This window comes from Lapidilactobacillus achengensis, assembly GCF_003946655.1.
Classification (GTDB): domain Bacteria; phylum Bacillota; class Bacilli; order Lactobacillales; family Lactobacillaceae; genus Lapidilactobacillus; species Lapidilactobacillus achengensis.
Map to the genome: position 1 here is coordinate 1 of NZ_RHOV01000025.1, position 19656 is coordinate 19656.

Below are 19656 nucleotides of genomic sequence, written 5' to 3' on the forward strand. Positions count from 1 at the left end.
CAGTTTGGGACATCTATACCTACCTCGCTTACCTTTGGTTTAGTCACTTAAAGTATAGCACTAGGAGGCGTAGATGCCTTTTTATGTCATCAAAAAAGTCTAGAACTCCTGGTGTGAAATCATCTTTCAACACCAAAAATTCTAGACCCAATATTATTAATTGGAGGTGATCGCGTGTCAGCTGGTCCGCAAGCAAATCAAGCTCAGATAGAAAATGAAGAAACAGAACCTGGAGGTAACCACCGATGTTATTTACAAATAAGAAGACCGCGATCGCTCACAATAAAGCCGCGGCCCTGATCAAGACTAGCCAACAATCCGCTGCCAGCGTGTTGGCGTCCTTGGCCACCCGAACCACGGGGTTGACCAGCGCTGAAGCCGCGGCTCGAATTGAAAAGTATGGTTTGAATCAGGTCATCACCCGTGAGAAAAATAGTAAATTGAAATTATTGGGTCAAGCTTTTCTAGACCCCTTTGTGATCGTCCTGATTTTCCTGGCGATCTTATCAGCGTTAACGGCGGATTACGATGGCGCGATCGTCATGACCATGATGATCCTTCTTTCCGTTGTTTTGCGCTTCGTTCAAGAATTACGGTCGCAAAAGGCCAGCGCCGCGTTACAAAAAATGATTGAAAACACCTGCACCATTACCCGGCAGAATTTGACCAGTGAACGACCAATGACATCGGTGGTTCCTGGTGACATCATTGAATTACGCACGGGTGACCTGATCCCGGCCGACGCCTATCTATTGAAGACGAAGGATCTGTTTTTGAATCAATCCTCGATCACCGGTGAGGCGATGCCCGTTGAGAAATTCGCGGAGACGGCGCAGGCGTTGTCCGCTGATGAGGCCAGCGATAATCAAGTTTTTGACCGCAATAATTTGGTTTTTATGGGGACGGATGTGCTCAGTGGTAGTGGGCAAGCGGTCATTCTTCAGACCGGGAGTCACACCTTGTTTGGCGATCTGGCCAAATTAGCCACTCAGAAGCGGGGCGCGACCCAATTCGATCGCGGCTTGCGGCGGATTTCGCGGCTTTTGATCGGGATGATGATCATTTTGGTGCCGATCGTTTTCCTAATCAACGCGCTGACGAAAGGTGACTGGACCCAGGCGTTCTTCTTCGCGGTGGCGGTGGCTGTCGGCCTGACGCCAGAAATGTTGCCGATGGTGGTCAACAGTAATTTGGCCAAAGGCGCGACAACGCTGGCGAAGAAGAAGGTAATTGTTAAAGAATTACGGGCGGTCCAGAACCTGGGCGCCGTCGACGTTCTGTGTACTGATAAGACTGGCACCTTGACTCAAGATCAAATCACCTTGATGTCTCATTTGGATCCCCAAGGTAACAGTGACGCGCGGGTGTTACAGTACGCTTACATGAATTCCTACTATCAAACAGGCTGGCGTAATTTGCTGGATCAAGCGGTGATCGACTACGGTCAAGCGACCAAGCACGCAACCTTAATGACCGATTTCCCAGCCGATCTGCACAAGGTCGATGAGATTCCCTTCGACTTCAATCGGCGGCGGCTCACGGTCGTCGTCAAGAATGATCAGCACCAGTGGATGGTCACTAAAGGCGCCTTCGAAGAAATCATGAAAATCAGCGATCAGGTTGAGTGGGACGGTCAAGTGCAACCGTTAACGCCAGCGATCCAGGCGAAAATGGTGAATTTGAACCGGCAGTTGAATGAGGAAGGCATGCGGATTTTAGGCATCGCTTATCGCTTGGATGTTCATGAACAGGCCACCTACCAAATCAGTGACGAGCGCCATATGGTCTTCGCCGGATTGATGGGCTTTCTTGATCCGGAGAAAGCGACCGCCAAACAAGCGATCCAACTTTTACAGGCCCATGGGGTCACGGTCAAGATTCTGACCGGGGACAACGGCGCGATCACCCAACATGTAGCGGGGAAAGTCGGCATTCGCGATACCAGCTACCTGGAAGGTCAGGCGTTAGTCGATCTCAGTGAGCAGGAATTGGCGGCAGTCGTGGAGGAACACGACTTGTTCGTCAAATTGAATCCGGTCCAGAAAGCGCGGATCATCAAGGTATTACAGGAGAAACACACCGTGGCTTTTATGGGCGATGGCATCAATGACGCTCCGGCGCTGCGGCAGGCGGACGTAGGTATTTCGGTGGATAACGCCGCCGATGTGACCAAGGAAGCTAGCCAAGTGATCCTGCTGGAAAAGAGCCTACTGGTGCTGGAGGACGGAATCATTGAGGGACGGACCGTTTATCGCAATACGATGAAGTATATTCGCATGACGATCGCGTCCAATTTCGGCAATGCGCTCAGTGTTTTGTTGGCGAGTATCTTCTTGCCATTTCTGCCCATGCTGTCACTGCAGATCCTAGTCCAAAACTTGATCTATGATCTGGCGCAAATGTCCTTACCTTGGGATCACGTTGATGATGATTCCTTACGGGCGCCCACACCATGGCGCACACAAGGTCTGTTACGATTCGCTTTGATTTTTGGCCCGGTCAGCTCGATTTTTGATCTCATTACTTTCGCCTTCATGTGGTTCGTGCTCCAGGCTAATACTGTGGCGCAGGCCGGCATGTTCCAGACCGGCTGGTTCCTAGTCGGGCTCACGACCCAAAGCCTGATCATCTTCGTTTATCGGACGACGCAAGTGCCTTTCTTCAAGAGTAAAGCGGGCAAACCAGTGATCGTCGCGACGATCGCGGCGATTCTGATGGGTTTTCTCGTTGTTTTCGGTCCTTTGCAACACACCTTTGGCTTTGTCGGCTTACCGAACCAATACTGGCTGTTTTTGCCGGTAGTGGTGTTGGCGTACTTGGTTTTATCCGACTTCCTAAAGGAGAAATTACGGATCGACTTGAACTGAGTTAGCAATCGAATGAGACAGTTATAAAACAGCAGCCGGCAGCGCTTGTGGGTGTAAACCTTCACAAGCGCTGCCGGTTGTTTTTCTGTGCTTCTCTTCACAGACAGCGGCAATGATAACGCTTTTTTGTAATCTTAAGATAAATCGCTTGCAAGTTGGAATTGAACATGTTATCTTAAAATCAAATGCTGGAATATAATACAGTTTATTATTTTTTGTATTACAGAAAAGTGAGGCCGGAGAAATGGTTAACGGAAAAATCGATTTTGCTAAGATCGTTGATACAGAGGCACAGGAATTCCCGGAGATCAAGGTATTGAATGAGGCGGGCGAGATCATCGCGCCTGATCTGGATCCCCAATTATCGGATGAACAGTTGGTTGAACTGTTATCAAAAATGGTCTTCGCGCGGACGTTGGACCAACGCTCGACGGCCTTGAATCGTCAGGGACGTCTAGGGTTCTACGCGCCAACCGCGGGACACGAGGCGTCACAAGTGGCCAGTGAGTATGCCATGGATCGCGGCGATTTTATTTTGCCGCGTTATCGTGATGTGCCAGAGCTGGTTTTGCACGGCTTACCGTTAGCAAAAGCATTTCTCTGGTCCCGGGGTCATCAAGCCGGTAACGAATATCCGGCTGACTTTCGTGCCTTGCCACCACAAATTATTATTGGCGCCCAATATGTTCAGGCGGCAGGGGTCGCTTTAGGTCTGAAGAAGCGCGGCAGCAAACAAGTCGCCTACGCCTACACCGGTGACGGTGGGACCTCACAAGGTGATTTCTATGAAGGCATCAACTTTGCTGGCCACTTCAAAGCGCCAGCCATCTTTGTGATTGAGAATAACGGGTTCGCGATTTCTGTCCCACGAGCGGAACAGACAGCCGCGAAAACATTGGCGCAAAAAGCCGTGGCCGCTGGGATCCCTGGCGTTGTGGTTGACGGAATGGATGCGTTGGCCGTTTACCAAGTGATGGCGTCAGCACGGGAATGGGCCGTGGCCGGAAATGGCCCTGTTTTGATCGAGACTTTGACCTATCGTTATGGCCCGCATACCTTGTCTGGGGACGATCCTAAGCGTTATCGGACACCGGAAATGGATCAACTTTGGCTGAGCCGTGATCCGTTGATCCGGATGCGGAAATATTTGACGGATAAGGGCCTTTGGAGTGAAGCGAAGGAAGCTGAATTGGTTGATCAGTATAAGGCTGAGATCAAGGCCGCGATCGACGAGGCCGACCAAGCGCCTAAACAAAAGGTCAGTGATTTCTTGAAGAATACGTATGAGGTCCAACCTCAAAATATTCAGGAACAATTACAACAGGTCGAACAGGGGGAGGCAAACTAAAATGGCCCAAAAAACAATGATCCAGGCAATCACCGATGCCATGGCGATTGAATTAGCCAACGATGATAATGTTTTAGTTTTCGGTGAAGACGTTGGTAAAAACGGTGGTGTCTTCCGGGCCACGGAAGGCTTGCAAGCAAAATTCGGCGAAGATCGCGTTTTTGATACCCCCTTGGCGGAATCAGGCATCGGTGGGTTGTCGATCGGCTTGGCTTTAGAAGGCTTCCGCCCGGTTCCCGAGATCCAATTCTTCGGCTTCATTCTTGAGACGATGGATTCAATCGGCGGGCAAATGGCGCGGATGCGTTACCGAATGGGGAATACTCGGCAAATGCCGATCACGATCCGCGCGCCGTTTGGTGGCGGGGTCCATACGCCGGAAATGCACTCGGATAATTTCGAGGGCTTGATCACTTCTTTCCCAGGGATCCGCGTTGTGGTCCCAAGCAATCCCTATGACGCCAAGGGTCTCTTGATCAGCGCGATCCGGAGCAATGATCCAGTGATGTATTTGGAACATATGAAATTGTATCGCTCTTTCCGTGACGAAGTGCCTGATGGCGAGTATACCGTGCCATTGGATCAGGCCAATATCACCCGGCCTGGCCGCGATGTGACCATCGTGACTTATGGCGCGATGGTTCGCGAGGCGGCCAAGGCCGCAGACGAGTTAGCGAAAGAGAATATCGAAGTGGAAGTGATTGATCTGCGGACGATCGCGCCATTAGATATGAAGACGATCATCACCTCCGTCGAAAAAACAGGGCGGGCCGTCGTTGTTCAAGAAGCACAGCGCCAGGCCGGCGTCGGTAATCAGGTGATCTCAGAGATTTCCCAACGGGCGATCTTGAATCTGCAAGCGCCGATCGGTTTCGTAGCGGCTCCGGATACACCGTTCCCATTTGGCCAGGCCGAGACAGCGTGGCTCCCCAATGCCAGTGATATTGTTGCCGAAGTTAAGAAAACCGTGAATTTCTAGAAAAGTTGGAGGTCAGATAATCGTGAGTTATATTTTTAAATTACCTGAATTAGGTGAAGGCATCGCGGAAGGCGAGATCGTTAAGTGGCACGTGGCCCCTGGTGATCAAGTTAAAGAAGACGATATCATCCTCGAAGTCCAAAACGACAAATCAGTTGAAGAGATTCCCTCGCCAACTGACGGTCAAGTGACGAAAATTTTAGCCAACGAAGGGGACACGGTCACGGTCGGCGAACCACTGATTGAATTTAATGGTTCTGGTGAAGAGCCGGCGCCAACTGCCGCTCCAGCAGCCGCAGTCGCGCCGAATACGCCTACGACACCGGCGGCACCGGTAGCGGCTGGGTATTACCAATTCAAATTGCCTGAGCTGGGTGAAGGGATCGCGGAAGGCGAAATCGTTAAATGGCATGTGGCTCCTGGTGAAACTATCAACGAGGACGACACGTTGCTGGAAGTTCAAAACGATAAGTCAGTCGAAGAAATCCCTTCACCAGTCACCGGGAAAGTGATCCAATTGATTGCTAATGAAGGGGAGACGGTCACCGTTGGTCAACCGCTCGTTGAAATCGACGCGCCTGAGGCCAACCCGATCGGTGGCGCCACGGCGGCTACGGCGCCAGTGGCCAGCCCAACCAATAGTGCCGTGACACCAGTGGCGGCGCCAACAGTCGCGACCAGCACGCCTGGCCAGCCCATCTTGGCCCTGCCTTCAGTGCGGCTGTTTGCTCGGGAACAAGGGGTCGATCTGGCTCAGGTGACGGCCACCGGCGCTCATGGCCGGATCACGAAAGATGATGTGACCCGGGCCGCTGGTGGTGCGCCTGTGGCGACGGCCACCGTTGCTACCCCAACGGTCGCGGCGTCTGCGGCTCCGGCAACCGCTGCTCCAGCGGCGACGACCGCGCCAACGCCGTTACCAGCATTTGCCAACGAAACCCGGGAGAAGATGTCGCCAATGCGTAAGGCCATCGCCAAAGCAATGGTGACCAGCAAACACACCGCGCCACATGTGACTCATTTCGATGAAGTCGAAGTGTCCGCGCTGATGGCGCACCGTAAACGTTTCAAGCAAGTGGCTGCTGATAAAGGCATCAAGTTGACGTTTTTACCATACGTTGTCAAAGCGTTGGTGATCGTGTTACGCGACTTCCCGATCCTCAACGCGTCGTTGGATGACGCCACGCAAGAAATCGTTTATAAGCATTACTTCAATGTGGGCATTGCCACAGATACACCACACGGTTTGTACGTGCCGAACATCAAGGATGCGGATCGCAAGAGTATTTTCACAATTGCTCAGGAAATTTCTGAAAACGCCCAGAAGGCGCAAGATAACAAGTTGAAACCAGATGAAATGGCTCATGGGTCAATGACCATCAGTAATATTGGTTCGTTAGGTGGCGGCTGGTTTACGCCTGTGATCAATTACCCAGAAGACGCGATCCTAGGCATCGGTAAAATCGCCAAGGAGCCAACGGTCAATGGGGATGGCGAAATCGTGGTCGGTAATATGCTGAAGTTGTCCTTATCTTTCGATCACCGTTTGATTGATGGCGCCACGGCGCAAAAGGCACTGAACGAATTGAAGCAGTTGTTAGCAGATCCAGAATTACTGTTGATGGAGGGATAATTAAAGATGGTTGTTGGTGATTTTGCAATTGATTTAGAGACAGTTGTGATCGGTGCGGGCCCTGGTGGCTATGTGGCGGCGATTCACGCGGCCGAATTGGGCCAAAAGGTTACCGTGATCGAACGCGAATATGTCGGTGGCGTTTGCCTAAACGTAGGCTGTATCCCGTCGAAGGCCTTGATCAACGCGGGCCATCGTCTCCAAGAAGCGCGTGACGCTAGCGCTTTTGGCATCAGCAAGACGGACGCGACCATCGATTTCGCGAAGACCCAAGATTGGAAGCAACACCAAGTGGTGGAGCGGCTGACCGGTGGGGTGCGGATGTTATTCAAGAAGCACAAGATCGACTTGATCGAGGGCGATGCCTTTCTGAAAGATGACCACAGTTTGCGGGTGATCAAGTCAGATAGCGCCCAAACCTACACGTTCAAAAATCTGATCATCGCCACTGGCTCGCGTCCGGTGGAAATCAAAGGGTTCAAGTTTGAGCAACGGGTCGTGGATTCGACAGGCGGTCTGAATCTGCCGGAAGTCCCGAAAGAATTGGTGGTTATTGGCGGTGGCTATATCGGTTCTGAATTAGCGGGTGCATACGCTAATCTTGGCGCCCATGTCACGATTTTGGAAGGCACACCGTCGATCTTACCGAACTTCGATCAAGATATGGTTAAGTTGGTGTTGGATAGCTTCAAGAAACGCGGCGTGACCGTGATCACCAAGGCGATGGCTCAGTCAGCGACTAACTTTGACGATCATGTTGAAATCAAATATGAAGTCAATGGTCAAACTGAAACAATCAAGGCTGATTATGTGATGGTAACCGTGGGTCGTCGTCCCAATACCAATGATATGGGCCTCGAACAAGCTGGGGTCACAGTGGGTGAACGGGGATTATTGCCGGTAGACAATCAGGGCCGGACGAATAAACCGAATATTTACGCGATCGGTGACATTGTTGCTGGCGCGGCGTTGGCGCATAAGGCGTCATACGAAGGCAAGGTCGCGGCGGAGGCGATCAGCGGCAAACCGGCCGCTGTGGATTATCGGGCGATGCCGGCCGTTTGTTATACCGATCCAGAGTTAGCTTCGACTGGCTTGACCTTAAAGGAAGCCAAGGCGGCGGGTTATGACGCGAAATCTGATAAGTTCCCATTCATGGCCAATGGACGCGCGATTTCATTGAACGCCACAGAAGGTTTCGTCAAGTTGATTTCCAACAAGGCGGACGGGACTTTACTGGGCGCTCAGATTGCCGGTTCCGGTGCCAGTGACTTGATCTCGGAATTAACCTTGGCCGTTGAAGGCGGCATGAATATCACCGATATCGCCTTAACGATCCATCCTCATCCAACGCTAAGTGAGGCCATTATGGATGCCGCTGATGTGGCAGAAGGCTTCCCAACAAATATTTAAGAGAACAATGAAATCCTTGGTTGTCGCAACCAGGGATTTTTTTCTGTGGGACCGCGCAGTGCTAACACAGGAATTTATGGCCCCATTGACTTTTTGGTGGCGAAAGCCAGGCAGAACGAGTAGAATATGATAAGATAACGTCTAAAAGACGATTTAGGAGCGCATATGGAACACAATTACAGTTATCCGTTAGATCCAGACTGGTCCACCGCCGAGATTTTGTTGGTGATGCATCTTTATAATTTAGTTGAAGCGGCTTATGAGCATCAAGTCAGTGTCGCTGAATTTCGGAATGTCTGGCATGAGTATACTCACTTTTATCCGGCAAAAATGGATCAACGGCGTTTGGATCATGAATTCAACGCCGTCAGTGGCTATTCGATCTATCGGGTGCAGCAAGCGGTCAACCAAGCGGCGCCGGGACAAAAGACGATTACGATGAAATGAGGGAGCAGCATGATTTTCGAGCCATTAAAAATCCAATATGATCTAGTGAGCTGGCTGTCACTGGCCGGTGATCGGATCAGGCAAAGCATGCTGGGACCAATTCAAGTTAGTACGAAATCAGGGCCAAACGATTTGGTGACCAATATTGATCGTCAGATCGAACAGTTTTATGTCCAGCAAATTCGGGCGGCTTATCCGGAAGCCCAAATTTGCGGTGAGGAAGGCTTCGGTGATCGGATCAGCGATCTGCATGGGTTGGTTTTCTTCGTGGATCCGATTGATGGGACGATGAATTTCGTGCGCCAACGGCAGAATTTCGCGACGATGATCGGCGTGTTTCTCGATGGACAACCACTGGTGGGCGCGATCGCCGATGTGATGCGGTCTGAATTGATCGTTGGGGGCCCGCAGATCGGCGTTCAGTTCAATGGCCGACCAATCACCCTACCAGACCAGCAAACGCTGGCAGATGGGCTCCTAGGCGTTAATGCGCTGATGTATGCCCATGACCGCTACCAATTACAGGCGCTGGCCGCTCAAACGTCAGGCGTTCGGGTAATTGGGAGCGCGGGGTTAGAATTCATGAGTCTGATCACCAATCAGCAGATCGGCTATATTTCCGCCTTATCTCCTTGGGACGTGGCGGCTGGCTGGGCGATCGGTAGCGCCTTAGGCTTAGAAGTTCATAATTTGGCCGGGACCACGCCTGCGTTGCGGCAACGCGAAGTGATCGTGGCTGGAATTCCGGCGATTTGGCCCGCTTTTAAAAAGTTGCAAAACTGAAACCGGTTTTATGAATAATTTTCTGTAAGCGGCTGGTTTTTTGTGTTATTATCTTACTTGACTGTGTCACAACAAGAGCGTACTTATGCATTTTGGAAGGAAGAAAATCATTGAAAACACGTGAAGACATTCGAAATATTGCCATTATTGCCCACGTCGATCATGGTAAAACAACGTTAGTTAACGAATTACTGAAACAATCTGATACTTTGGACGAACACATCAACCTGGAAGATCGGGCGATGGACTCTAACCCAATCGAACGGGAACGGGGCATCACGATCTTATCCAAGGTCACGGCCGTTGATTATCACGACCACAAGATCAATATCTTGGACACACCAGGACATGCGGACTTCGGTGGCGAAGTGGAACGGATCATGCGCATGGTTGACGGTGTGGTCTTGGTTGTCGATGCTTTTGAAGGCACAATGCCGCAGACGCGGTTCGTTTTGAAAAAAGCTCTGGATCAACATTTGACTCCGATCGTGGTCATCAATAAGATCGACCGTCCTGGCGCTCGTCCTGAAGAAGTTGTGGATGAAGTGTTGGAATTGTTCATTGAATTAGGCGCTGATGAAGACCAATTGGAATTCCCAGTTGTTTATACAAGCGCGGTCAATGGGACCTCAAGTATGGATGCTGAATTGGATACGCAAAAGCATACGATGGATCCTGTTTTCGACACGATCTTGGACACGATCCCAGCGCCAATCGACAACAGCGACGAACCTTTGCAGTTCCAAGTTGCCATGCTGGACTACAACGATTATGTTGGTCGGATCGGCGTTGGTCGGATCTTCCGCGGTAAGATCAAGATCGGCGATAGCGTTTCTGTTTTGAAATTAGACGGCTCAACGAAGAATTTTCGGGTCACCAAGTTATTTGGCTTTTTCGGCTTGAAACGGATCGAAGTCACTGAAGCTAAGGCCGGTGATTTGATCGCGGTTTCCGGGATGGAAGACATTTTCGTTGGGGAAACGGTTACGCCAGTTGACCACCAAGACCGCTTACCGATCTTGCGGATCGACGCGCCAACCCTACAAATGACATTTGCGGTCAATGATTCCCCATTCGCTGGTCGCGAAGGTAAATTCGTGACCCCACGGAAAATCGAAGATCGCTTGAAATCTCAATTGCATACGGACGTTTCCTTGCGGGTCGATGATACTGATTTGCCTGGCGCTTGGGTCGTTTCCGGCCGGGGCGAATTGCATTTGTCGATCTTAGTTGAAGAAATGCGTCGGGAAGGCTTTGAATTGCAACTTTCACGGCCAGAAGTTATCTATCGCGAAATCGATGGGCAATTATCCGAACCATTTGAATTGGTTCAGATCGATACGCCGGACCAATATGTTGGTTCTGTGATCGATTCGATGGCGCAACGTAAAGGCGATATGCAGAACATGGAATCCATGGGCAATGGTCAGACTCGTTTGACCTTCCTTGCGCCTTCACGGGGCTTGATCGGTTATTCGACTGAATTCATGTCACAAACCGGTGGCTACGGCATCATGAGCCACTCCTATGAGAAATATATGCCAGTGATCCGCAACTGGGAACCTGGTCGTCGTAGCGGCGCCTTGGTTTCAATCAACCAAGGTCCATCAACGACTTATAGCTTGCAGTCGGTTGAAGACCGGGGCGAATTGTTTATCGACGCGGGGATCGATGTCTATGAAGGCATGATCGTTGGTCAAAGCAATCGGGATCAAGATATTGCGGTCAACGTCACCAAGGGCAAGAACTTGACCAACACTCGGGCTGCTGGTAAAGACCACGCGGCGGCGATCCGGACACCACGGTCATTGTCTTTGGAAGAATCGATCGAATTCTTGAACGAAGACGAGTACTGCGAAGTTACGCCAACGAAGACTCGTTTACGGAAGAAGATCTTGAACACCAACGAACGGCGTAAGTCAGACAAGCGTCGTAAGATGGCCAGTCAGGATAACTAAGCCACGCAACTGTTTCAACTGAGGCTTAAGCGCCAGGACAGATCATTATATTTAGCTAAAATTTGGCTAAAGTGATGATCTGTTTTTTATTTTCCGGCGGGCTATGCTAAAATATAGGGGTTAGTGTTTGCTGGTGTTCAGGCACAGCTGTTTGGTGGGACGCTAGTTGCGCCGCAGAGCTTTGCTGGTGTGGGCGCGTCGCTTCAGAATTGGGAAAAGGAGGGCAGCGGATTGCGAGAAAAATTTAAATTGATCGACTACTGGTTACTGGTGCCGGTTTTGTTACTAGTGCCACTGGGGGCGATCATGGTTTATTCCGCCAGCTCGAGTATGTTGGCCAATGTTGGGCTGACCCCAACGTATTATTTGAAAAAACAGCTTATCTTCGCGATAATCGGGCTCTTTGGGGCTACTTTCGCTTTTGCCTTACGCGCTGATGTGCTTTATCGTAAACGGTTCGTCCTCTTTTGGCTGGCGCTTACCTTTATCTTGATGGCGATTTTGGTGATCTTGCGGATTGTGCGGCCCAGCGCGGCAATCAATGGGGCCGTGGGGTGGATCAGCATCGGCGGGTTCACGATCCAGCCGGTGGAAATGGCCAAGTTGGCCTTGATTCTGTATTTCGCTTTTATCTTCGGGCGCCGGCAGCATGTCTTGTACGCTGGCCACTATTTCAAGAGTCTCACGCCACCGCTAGTCGTTGCTGTGATCCTGATGGGGATGGCGGCGCTGCAACCCGATATTGGCGGCGCCAGCATTCTCTTATTGATCAGCTTGGTGATGATCGCGGTCAGTGGGATTCCTTGGATTTATTCGTTGGGAATCATTGGCGGCTTGACCGCAGTATTTACGGTGGGTGTTCGTTATTTGGGCAACGCCAGCGCCAATGCGCCGATCTTGAAGCTTTTCAAACTCGAATATCAGTTGGACCGCTTCCGGGCGTTTGCTCATCCTTTTCAGTTGGAGCAACATGGGGGCGCCCAACTGGTCAATTCCTACTATGCGATCAGTAATGGGGGTTGGTTTGGCAAGGGACTTGGCAATAGTATTCAAAAATCTGGCTATTTGCCAGAGCCCTACACGGATTTCATTTTATCGATCGTGGCCGAAGAGCTAGGGGTGATCGGAGTTACTGTCATTTTGATTTTGCTAGGAATCATTATTTTGCGTAGTTTCCTAATCGGGTTACGCGTCCGACAAACTTCCTTGGCCTTGATTTGTTTCGGGATCGGGACCATGTTCTTCGTCCAAGTGTTCTTTAACGTGGGCGGTTTGCTGGGACTCTTGCCAATTACCGGGGTGACTCTGCCCTTTATCAGTTCTGGCGGGTCTAACTTGATTATTTCTTTGATCAGTATCGGAATTCTAATGAATATTAGCGCCTTTGCCAAGAAGCAAGCCGCGCTGAAAGAGGTGAGATCGTGATGTTTAAAATCAAAGAGAGAACGGCGCTAGCTGTCTGGGTCTATTCCCTGAAACAGTTGCGGCAACTACGACATTACGGCCTGGTCTATTATGTCTCAAAACGAATGAAGTATGTGGTGCTCTACGTGGATCTGGATCAGGCTGAGCGGGTGACCAAATCGTTGAGCCGGTTGCGCTTTGTTCGCAAGGTGGAACCATCTTATCGCCGTAGCTTGGATCTCAATCTAGGCCAACGCTTGGATCAAGCGGCGGCGGCAGAAAGTCGTGGTGATTAAAGGTGCGGATCATTGCAGGCCGCTTTGGCGGGCGCCGTTTATTGGCCGTTCCCGGCAAACAAACGCGACCGACGACAGATAAGGTCAAGGAAGCCTTGTTTAGTATGATCGGCCCTTATTTCGATGGGGGGATCGCGTTGGATCTGTTCGCCGGGACGGGTGGCTTAGGAATTGAGGCCGTTTCCCGTGGCTGTGACCAGGCGATTTTGGTTGATAAACAGCGGCAAGCGCAAGCGACGATCAGCCATAATTTGGCGGTGACCAAGGAACCAGAACGTTTCCACCTGATGAAAATGTCGGCGCAACTGGCCTTGGATCAATTGGCGGCCAGTCAAACGGTCGTTGATTTGGTCTTCTTAGACCCGCCATACCGATTCAAGATCATGGCCGAGTTGATGACGACGATGGCCACGGCCGGGTTGTTGGCGCCGGCTGCGATCATTGTCGCTGAAACGGATCACAGTACTGAACTGATCACCCCGCCGATTGGGTTTAGCCAAATCAAGCATCATGATTACGGTTTGACTCAGATCACGGTTTATCAGTATACAAAGGAGTAATCGGTTATGAAAAGGGTGGCATTATTCGCGGGAAGTTTCGATCCCTTGACCCAAGGCCATTTGGTCACATTGAAAAAAGCGCTGGCGCTATTTGATCAAGTGGTGGTCGGGGTGATGACCAACGGCAGCAAACATTATCTCTTATCCGTTGACGAACGGATCGCGATTATTCGTGATGCGGTTGACCAAGATTCGCGTGTGCAAGTGGTCGCCCGGCCAGCCGGGTTGACCACCGATTTGGCCCGGGAAGTGGGGGCTCAATTTTTGGTTCGCGGTCTTCGCAACAGCGCTGATTTCACCTATGAGTCAGGGATCGCGGCGATGAATGGAAGTTTGGCCCCGGAGATCCAAACGGTTTTCTTGTTGACCGATCCTAAGCTGGCCTATGTTTCGTCAAGCATGATCAAAGAGGTTTTGACTTTTGGCGGCGATGTTTCGACCTATTTGACGCCGTTAGCCACACAGTTGCTGCAGGCGAAGTTGGTGCCATCGACCACTGAAAACCCGGCTAGGTGATCAAGTTCCCGCTTGATCCGAGTTTGTTAAATTTGGAAAAGAAGGCGTTCGTCCGTGATGAAAAAGAATTGGGTTCGCTCCTTATTGTGGGCATTGGCAGGCTTGGCGGTGATCGCCTTTTTTGCGTTGCCATTACAACAATATATTGAACAGCCGGGGTCCGCTGAATCGCTGAAACCATTCGTAACCGTGGACGGCAAGCACGATCAGAAGAAAGGTAGTTACATGTTGGTCACGGTGGGGATCCGCCGGGCCACGCCATTTAGTTGGTTGTTGGCGCAAACCAATGATTTTCAGGAAACGGTCAGCCGCCAAGATCTGATGGGCAGCGCTGATTCTGAAACTTACAATCAAATCCAAGAATATTACATGACCAATTCGATCAATAATGCGATCACCCAAGCTTATCGCGCCGCGGACGCGACTTATCATGTGGATTATTTGGGGATGTACGTGATGTCGGTCTTGGACAATTCCTCATTGCAAGGGCAGGTCAAGGTTGGTGACACGATCACCGCCGTCGATGGTCAGCACTTCAAAAACAATCAAGGTTTCATTGATTATATCGGCAAACAGAAGTTGGGACAGCAGGTAAAAGTAAGCTATCTGCGTGGTTCCAAGGCGCACACCAGCACGGCCAAGTTAATCAAATTACGCGGGACAGATCGGATCGGGTTAGGCATCACCTTAACGGACCGAACCAAAGTCACCACGAAAATTCCGGTCAAAATCGACGCTGGCGATATTGGCGGTCCGTCTGCGGGGATGATGTTTTCCCTGCAGGTCTATGAACAGTTGACCGGCAATCAATTGCGCCGCGGTCGCAAGATCGCAGGTACTGGTACCATCGCTGCCGATGGTACGGTTGGCGCGATCGGTGGCATTGATAAGAAGGTCGTCGCGGCAGATCGGGCGGGGGCGACGATTTTCTTCGCGCCGAATGATCCGGTGACGAAAGCAATCAAGAAAGTTGATCCAGATTACCTGAATAATTATCAAACCGCCAAGCGAGCGGCCAAGAAGATCAACACCAAGATGAAAATCGTGCCGGTCAAGAAGTTCAGTGATGTGTTGGCTTATCTTGAAGCGAACTAACTGTCAAAACCTGCGCCCCCAACATCGTTGGCCCCCGCTGAGCGCGACTGAATGTTGTCAATCTCGCCACTAAAATCAAAGTAACACCCGCAAGCAATCAAGAAAAGATGATTGCTTGCGGGTGTTTTTGGTTGTTTTGCGTATTTATCTTCGAGGTGAGAAATATGGAACAAGTCCGGGAACGTTATCGCCAATATCGTTGGCGGATCTGGTTGGGCCTGGGGTTATTGCTGCTGTTACTTGGTGGCGGGGCGATTTCTTTAGTTCGGCGCCAGCGTCAAAACCAAGCTGCTGATCAATCGCTTTTGGAGGCCACCGCTGCAGGCACATCGGGCGCTGTGGCCACGAGCACGACTGATGCTAGTGTTGCCGCAGAGTCTTCAGGGGCGACCACCAAGCCTTCAGGCGCTGACAAGCAAGCGGCGGTGATCTACGCCGAAATCAAAGGCGCGGTTCAGCGCCCTGATGTTTACCGCTTCAAGTCTGATCAACGGGTCATCGACCTATTGGAACGCGCTGGTGGATTAACTAAAGACGGTGATGATCGCACCATCAATCTGGCCAGTCCATTAACCGATGGCCTGAGTATTTATGTGCCCACGAAAGCAGAAGTCGCTCAGAGCGGTGGTCCTGAATTAAGTGGCCAATCAGCTGGGTCAACCACAAGTACAAGTCCTGCAGAGGGTGCCGGGGATCAGGTTGATCTGAACCACGCGGACGCCGCGACCTTGCAAACAATCAGTGGCATTGGCCCGAAGAAAGCCGAAGATATTATTGCGTATCGCGAACAGGCCGGTGGTTTCAAATCCGTTGACGAATTGACCCAGGTGAGCGGGATCGGGGACAAGACCTTGGCGAAGATCCGCGATCGGCTTTGTGTGCGGTAACGTGATGATCGAGTGGCTCAGGCGAAAGCGGTCAAGGCCGCAGCGCAACCGTGTCGGTGAGGACCGCGGCTGGGGCGGCAAATTGATTTGGGTCAGTTTGTTGATGGTGATTTTTGTCGGCTTCTTCGAAAGTCAACAACCTTGGCTGGCGTGGCTATTGCTAGGTTTAGTTTTGGAACGGCTGGTTCGTTTGCATCAGTGGCGCCTTTTAGGGATTGCCCTGTGCTGCAGCGGATTGCTCGCGGGCCGGCTAGCTTGGTCTGAGCAACGTCAACAACAAGTTCCGGAGACGACCCAGCAGCTTTATTTCAAGGCGGATCAGATCAAGCTTAATGGCGATCAACTAACAGGAAGCGCCCAAACGCCTGCTGGTTGTCGGGTCTTTGCCCTGGTTAAAATCCCGCAGGCCGCTGTCAAGCAAGCGCTCGCGGCCAATTCCGCCGGCATCGTCGTTGATCTGACAGCGCCCCGCTGTGAACGTTTAGCTCCGGCACCGAATCAAGCTCAATTTGATTTTGCCCGCTGGGGACGGCATCGTGATCTGATCTGGCAGGTTAGTGGCACGCTGCAAACTTGGCGACCGCGGCCACCAACAAACTTAAGCGAATGGATCGGATTCAAGCGAGCCGAGCTACTGAGTTATTTCGCCAAGTATCCTCGCTATTGTCGCTTTCATTTGCGGATGCTGGTCACCGGTTATTCTGATCGGTTGGATCGCCCCTTGCAGGAGTTGCTCAGCGCTTGGGGGTTGGTCCATTTATTCGCGTTATCTGGCTTTCATGTGAACTTGTTGGTTCGCGGCTGTCGCTGGCTGGCGGCGCGCTGCCATTGCCCTGATGAACTGGTCTGTGGGCTGCTCTTGATCCTGTTGCCGCTATACGGCCTGTTTGTCGGTGGTCAGATCGGGATCATTCGAGCGATTTTAAGTTTTCAATTGCGTTGTTGGCAGCGCTGGCGGCGGCGGTATTGGCCCCCGCTGGATCTGTTCGCCGTGAATTTGTTGATTTGTCTCTTGCTCAAACCCAGTTGCATCTTTGAATTAGGGCCACAATTGAGTTTCGGCTTGACTCTGTTATTGATCATCATGCCGGCCAAAACCAGTTACTGGCGGTTACAGTTACGGCTTAGTGGGGTTACCGGGCTGATTTTGATTGCGCAGACGGGTGTTTGGTCGTGGTGGGCATTGCTGGGAAGTTGCCTCTTGGCCCCCTTATTTGCCGGGCTGATCCTACCCAGCGTGTTGTTGACCTGGCTTTGGCCGGCCACCAGCGCCCTCTGGGAACCATGCTGGCGGTTGCTGTACGCTGGCTTGGCCTGGTGTACCCAGCTCTTTTCTGGGCGTCTGGTTGTGGGAAAACCGGCCAGTTGGGTCGTGTTATTGGCGCTGGTGCTACTGCTGCTGCAAGGCGAAGCGCCGCGACTGGTTCCCAGTTTGCTGGCGCCGGCGGCTGGGTTATTATGCGTCAATTGTTTACTGATCAAGTGTCCCCTGGTGGACCGCGTGACCCTGATCGATGTCGGGCAGGGGGATAGCATTCTCGTCCAAACGGCGTGGCCCCGGCGAACATTACTGATCGATACCGGTGGTCGTTTAGGGTTTCAGCGGGCCGGATGGCAGCAGCGACAAACCACTGCTGGCGCCTTGCAAACTACCTTACCCTATCTGCAAGCCGCGGGGATCGGGCGGCTTGATTATTTACTTTTGACCCACCAAGACGCGGACCATCTTGGTGATTTGGTCGATTTAGTCCAGCAAATGCCGGTCAAAACCCTACTGTTACCAGCGGGAATGGCGGCGAACCCTCAGGTGCAGGCCAAGTTGCGCCAAATACCGTGTCGGCCGCGGATCCGTTCCTGTTTGGCCGATGATCAACTCCAAGATCAACGACTCCAGGGTCGTTTCCTAGCACCGACTAAGCCAGGTCTGGGAACCAATGAGGATTCGTTGGTGTTACTCCTGCGTTTAGGTAAGATCCAATGGTTGTTTACTGGTGACTTGGATCAGGCCAATGAATTGAAAATTTGCCAACGGTATCCGCAGGTGCACGCGGACTATCTCAAGGTGGGACATCATGGCAGCCAAACTTCCAGTCACCCGCGCTTTTTGGCCCAGTTACATTTGCAGGGGGCCTTTATTTCGGCTGGGCGAGCGAATCGCTATCACCATCCGGCGCAAGCGACTTTGGCCCGGCTGCGCGCCGCGAATATTCCGTTTATGAACACTGCCCGTTATGGTATGATTGAATGGAGTCAGGATCCGTGGGGACAACAACGGATCCGAACGAAGTTGACAGGAAGTGAAGGAATTCGTGGTCAAGACGGCAACGAAAATGATCAGCCTCGAACAACTACAGAAAATGGCACTGGCGGATTTACCACCGGTGATCCTAGTTCTCGGGCAAGAACAGGCGCTCTTACAACAGATTCAAACGTATTTCGATCAACTCTTGACCCCTGATGAACGGCAAATGAATCTCGGGCGCTATGATCTCTCGGAAACGGGCTTACCGGTGGCTTTGGACGATGCCGCCTCAGTCCCGTTTTTTGGCGATTGGCGGTTGGTGATTTTAACGGCGCCGTTTTTCCTGACGGGGGCACCGACGCGCAATAAGGTTGAACAAGATCCCACCTTATTGACGGCTTATTTAGAGCAACCACAACCCACGACGAAATTGGTGATTTGGGCCGAGTACGAGAAACTAGACGAGCGGAAGAAAGTCACCAAGACTTTGAAGAAAACCGCGCTGATCGTCAACGCTGGCAAGGTCCAAGGCACAGCCTTGAATCAGCGCCTGCAACATGATGCTCAGCGGTTGGGAACGACGATCACAGGTCCAGCGTTGAATTTGTTACTGCAACGGACCCGGGAAGATTATTCCTTGGCTTTACAGCAACTGGAGAAATTGGCTTTGTTCGCCGGACCGCAAGCGACGATCACGCCGGAGATCGTGGCGACCATGGTCGAACAAATCATTGATGATAACGCCTTTGAATTGGTTGCGGCGACGCTGAACGGGCAATTACAGCCCGCGCTGCAGATCTATCAGCAACTGATCATCACTGGTCAGGAACCGATCGGCTTGTTGGCCTTGCTGCTGACCCAGGTGCGCCTATTACTGCAAGTTAAGATTCTCCAGCAAAGTGGCTATACCCAAGGGGCGATCACGCAACAGCTGAAGATCCATCCCTATCGCGTTCAGCTGGCGTTGGCCCAAGCTCGCCGGTACCAGTTGACCAGACTGGAGCAAATGTATTTGCAGCTGGTCCAGTTGGACTATCAGATCAAAACCGGCCAAGTCGATAAAACCAATGGCTTGGAGTTACTGATCACCCGTTTCGCGACGCTGCATTAGCAGACCTTCGATTTTAGGATCCACCGCTGCTTGGATCAGCATTCGCGGCTGAGGGGGAGCATCGTTCGCCTAAATGGCCAAAGCGGATCTTTAAACGCCAGAAAGCGCCAGCGCAAA

Annotated in this window: 16 protein-coding genes; all 16 read left to right on the forward strand. The window is 51.6% G+C overall.

Annotated elements, in window-relative coordinates; genetic code table 11:
- The first annotated feature begins 245 nt into the window (after positions 1-245).
- A complete protein-coding gene (mgtA, locus tag EKM94_RS10695; RefSeq protein WP_125601680.1) occupies positions 246-2867 on the forward strand; it encodes a magnesium-translocating P-type ATPase in 2622 nt (873 codons plus the stop codon).
- Positions 2868-3111: 244 nt separating this feature from the next.
- Entirely contained in the window at positions 3112-4215 is a 1104-nt protein-coding gene (gene pdhA, locus EKM94_RS10700; RefSeq protein ID WP_125601683.1) for a pyruvate dehydrogenase (acetyl-transferring) E1 component subunit alpha, read from the forward strand.
- A 1-nt stretch (position 4216) separates the two neighbouring features.
- Positions 4217-5194: an alpha-ketoacid dehydrogenase subunit beta gene (locus EKM94_RS10705; protein ID WP_125601686.1), complete on the forward strand. Its 978-nt coding sequence runs from the start codon at positions 4217-4219 to the stop codon at positions 5192-5194.
- Positions 5195-5216: 22 nt separating this feature from the next.
- The gene (locus tag EKM94_RS10710) at positions 5217-6827 is read left to right on the forward strand and encodes a dihydrolipoyllysine-residue acetyltransferase (protein ID WP_125601688.1); all 1611 of its coding nucleotides are present in this window, start codon (positions 5217-5219) and stop codon (positions 6825-6827) included.
- Between the two features lie 6 nt (positions 6828-6833).
- A complete protein-coding gene (lpdA, locus tag EKM94_RS10715) occupies positions 6834-8240 on the forward strand; it encodes a dihydrolipoyl dehydrogenase (RefSeq protein ID WP_125601691.1) in 1407 nt (468 codons plus the stop codon).
- 165 nt (positions 8241-8405) lie between these two features.
- Positions 8406-8687 carry a UPF0223 family protein gene (locus EKM94_RS10720; protein WP_125601693.1) on the forward strand — a complete coding sequence of 94 codons (282 nt, stop codon included), beginning with the start codon at positions 8406-8408 and terminating at the stop codon, positions 8685-8687.
- A gap of 9 nt (positions 8688-8696) precedes the next feature.
- Positions 8697-9470 carry an inositol monophosphatase family protein gene (locus tag EKM94_RS10725; protein WP_125601696.1) on the forward strand — a complete coding sequence of 258 codons (774 nt, stop codon included), beginning with the start codon at positions 8697-8699 and terminating at the stop codon, positions 9468-9470.
- Positions 9471-9580: 110 nt separating this feature from the next.
- Positions 9581-11428, forward strand: coding sequence for a translational GTPase TypA (typA, locus tag EKM94_RS10730; RefSeq protein ID WP_125601699.1), 1848 nt, complete (start codon positions 9581-9583; stop codon positions 11426-11428).
- Positions 11429-11659: 231 nt separating this feature from the next.
- Entirely contained in the window at positions 11660-12853 is a 1194-nt protein-coding gene (locus EKM94_RS10735) for an FtsW/RodA/SpoVE family cell cycle protein (RefSeq protein ID WP_125601702.1), read from the forward strand.
- Positions 12853-13128, forward strand: coding sequence for a YlbG family protein (locus EKM94_RS10740; protein ID WP_125601705.1), 276 nt, complete (start codon positions 12853-12855; stop codon positions 13126-13128). Before EKM94_RS10735 ends, EKM94_RS10740 begins: the two co-directional genes overlap by 1 nt.
- Positions 13129-13130: 2 nt before the next feature.
- Positions 13131-13688, forward strand: coding sequence for a 16S rRNA (guanine(966)-N(2))-methyltransferase RsmD (gene rsmD, locus EKM94_RS10745; protein ID WP_125601707.1), 558 nt, complete (start codon positions 13131-13133; stop codon positions 13686-13688).
- Positions 13689-13694: 6 nt separating this feature from the next.
- Positions 13695-14204, forward strand: a complete 510-nt coding sequence (gene coaD, locus EKM94_RS10750; RefSeq protein WP_125601710.1) for a pantetheine-phosphate adenylyltransferase — start codon at positions 13695-13697, stop codon at positions 14202-14204.
- Positions 14205-14261: 57 nt separating this feature from the next.
- Positions 14262-15299 (forward strand): SepM family pheromone-processing serine protease, encoded by a 1038-nt coding sequence (locus EKM94_RS10755; protein WP_125601713.1) that lies wholly within the window; start codon positions 14262-14264, stop codon positions 15297-15299.
- Between the two features lie 164 nt (positions 15300-15463).
- Entirely contained in the window at positions 15464-16186 is a 723-nt protein-coding gene (locus tag EKM94_RS10760; protein ID WP_164511209.1) for a ComEA family DNA-binding protein, read from the forward strand.
- A 4-nt stretch (positions 16187-16190) separates the two neighbouring features.
- Entirely contained in the window at positions 16191-18644 is a 2454-nt protein-coding gene (locus EKM94_RS10765) for a DNA internalization-related competence protein ComEC/Rec2 (protein ID WP_125601718.1), read from the forward strand.
- The gene (gene holA / locus EKM94_RS12655; RefSeq protein ID WP_225422217.1) at positions 18544-19539 is read left to right on the forward strand and encodes a DNA polymerase III subunit delta; all 996 of its coding nucleotides are present in this window, start codon (positions 18544-18546) and stop codon (positions 19537-19539) included. The genes EKM94_RS10765 and holA overlap by 101 nt, the downstream gene beginning before the upstream one ends.
- Positions 19540-19656 lie beyond the last annotated feature (117 nt).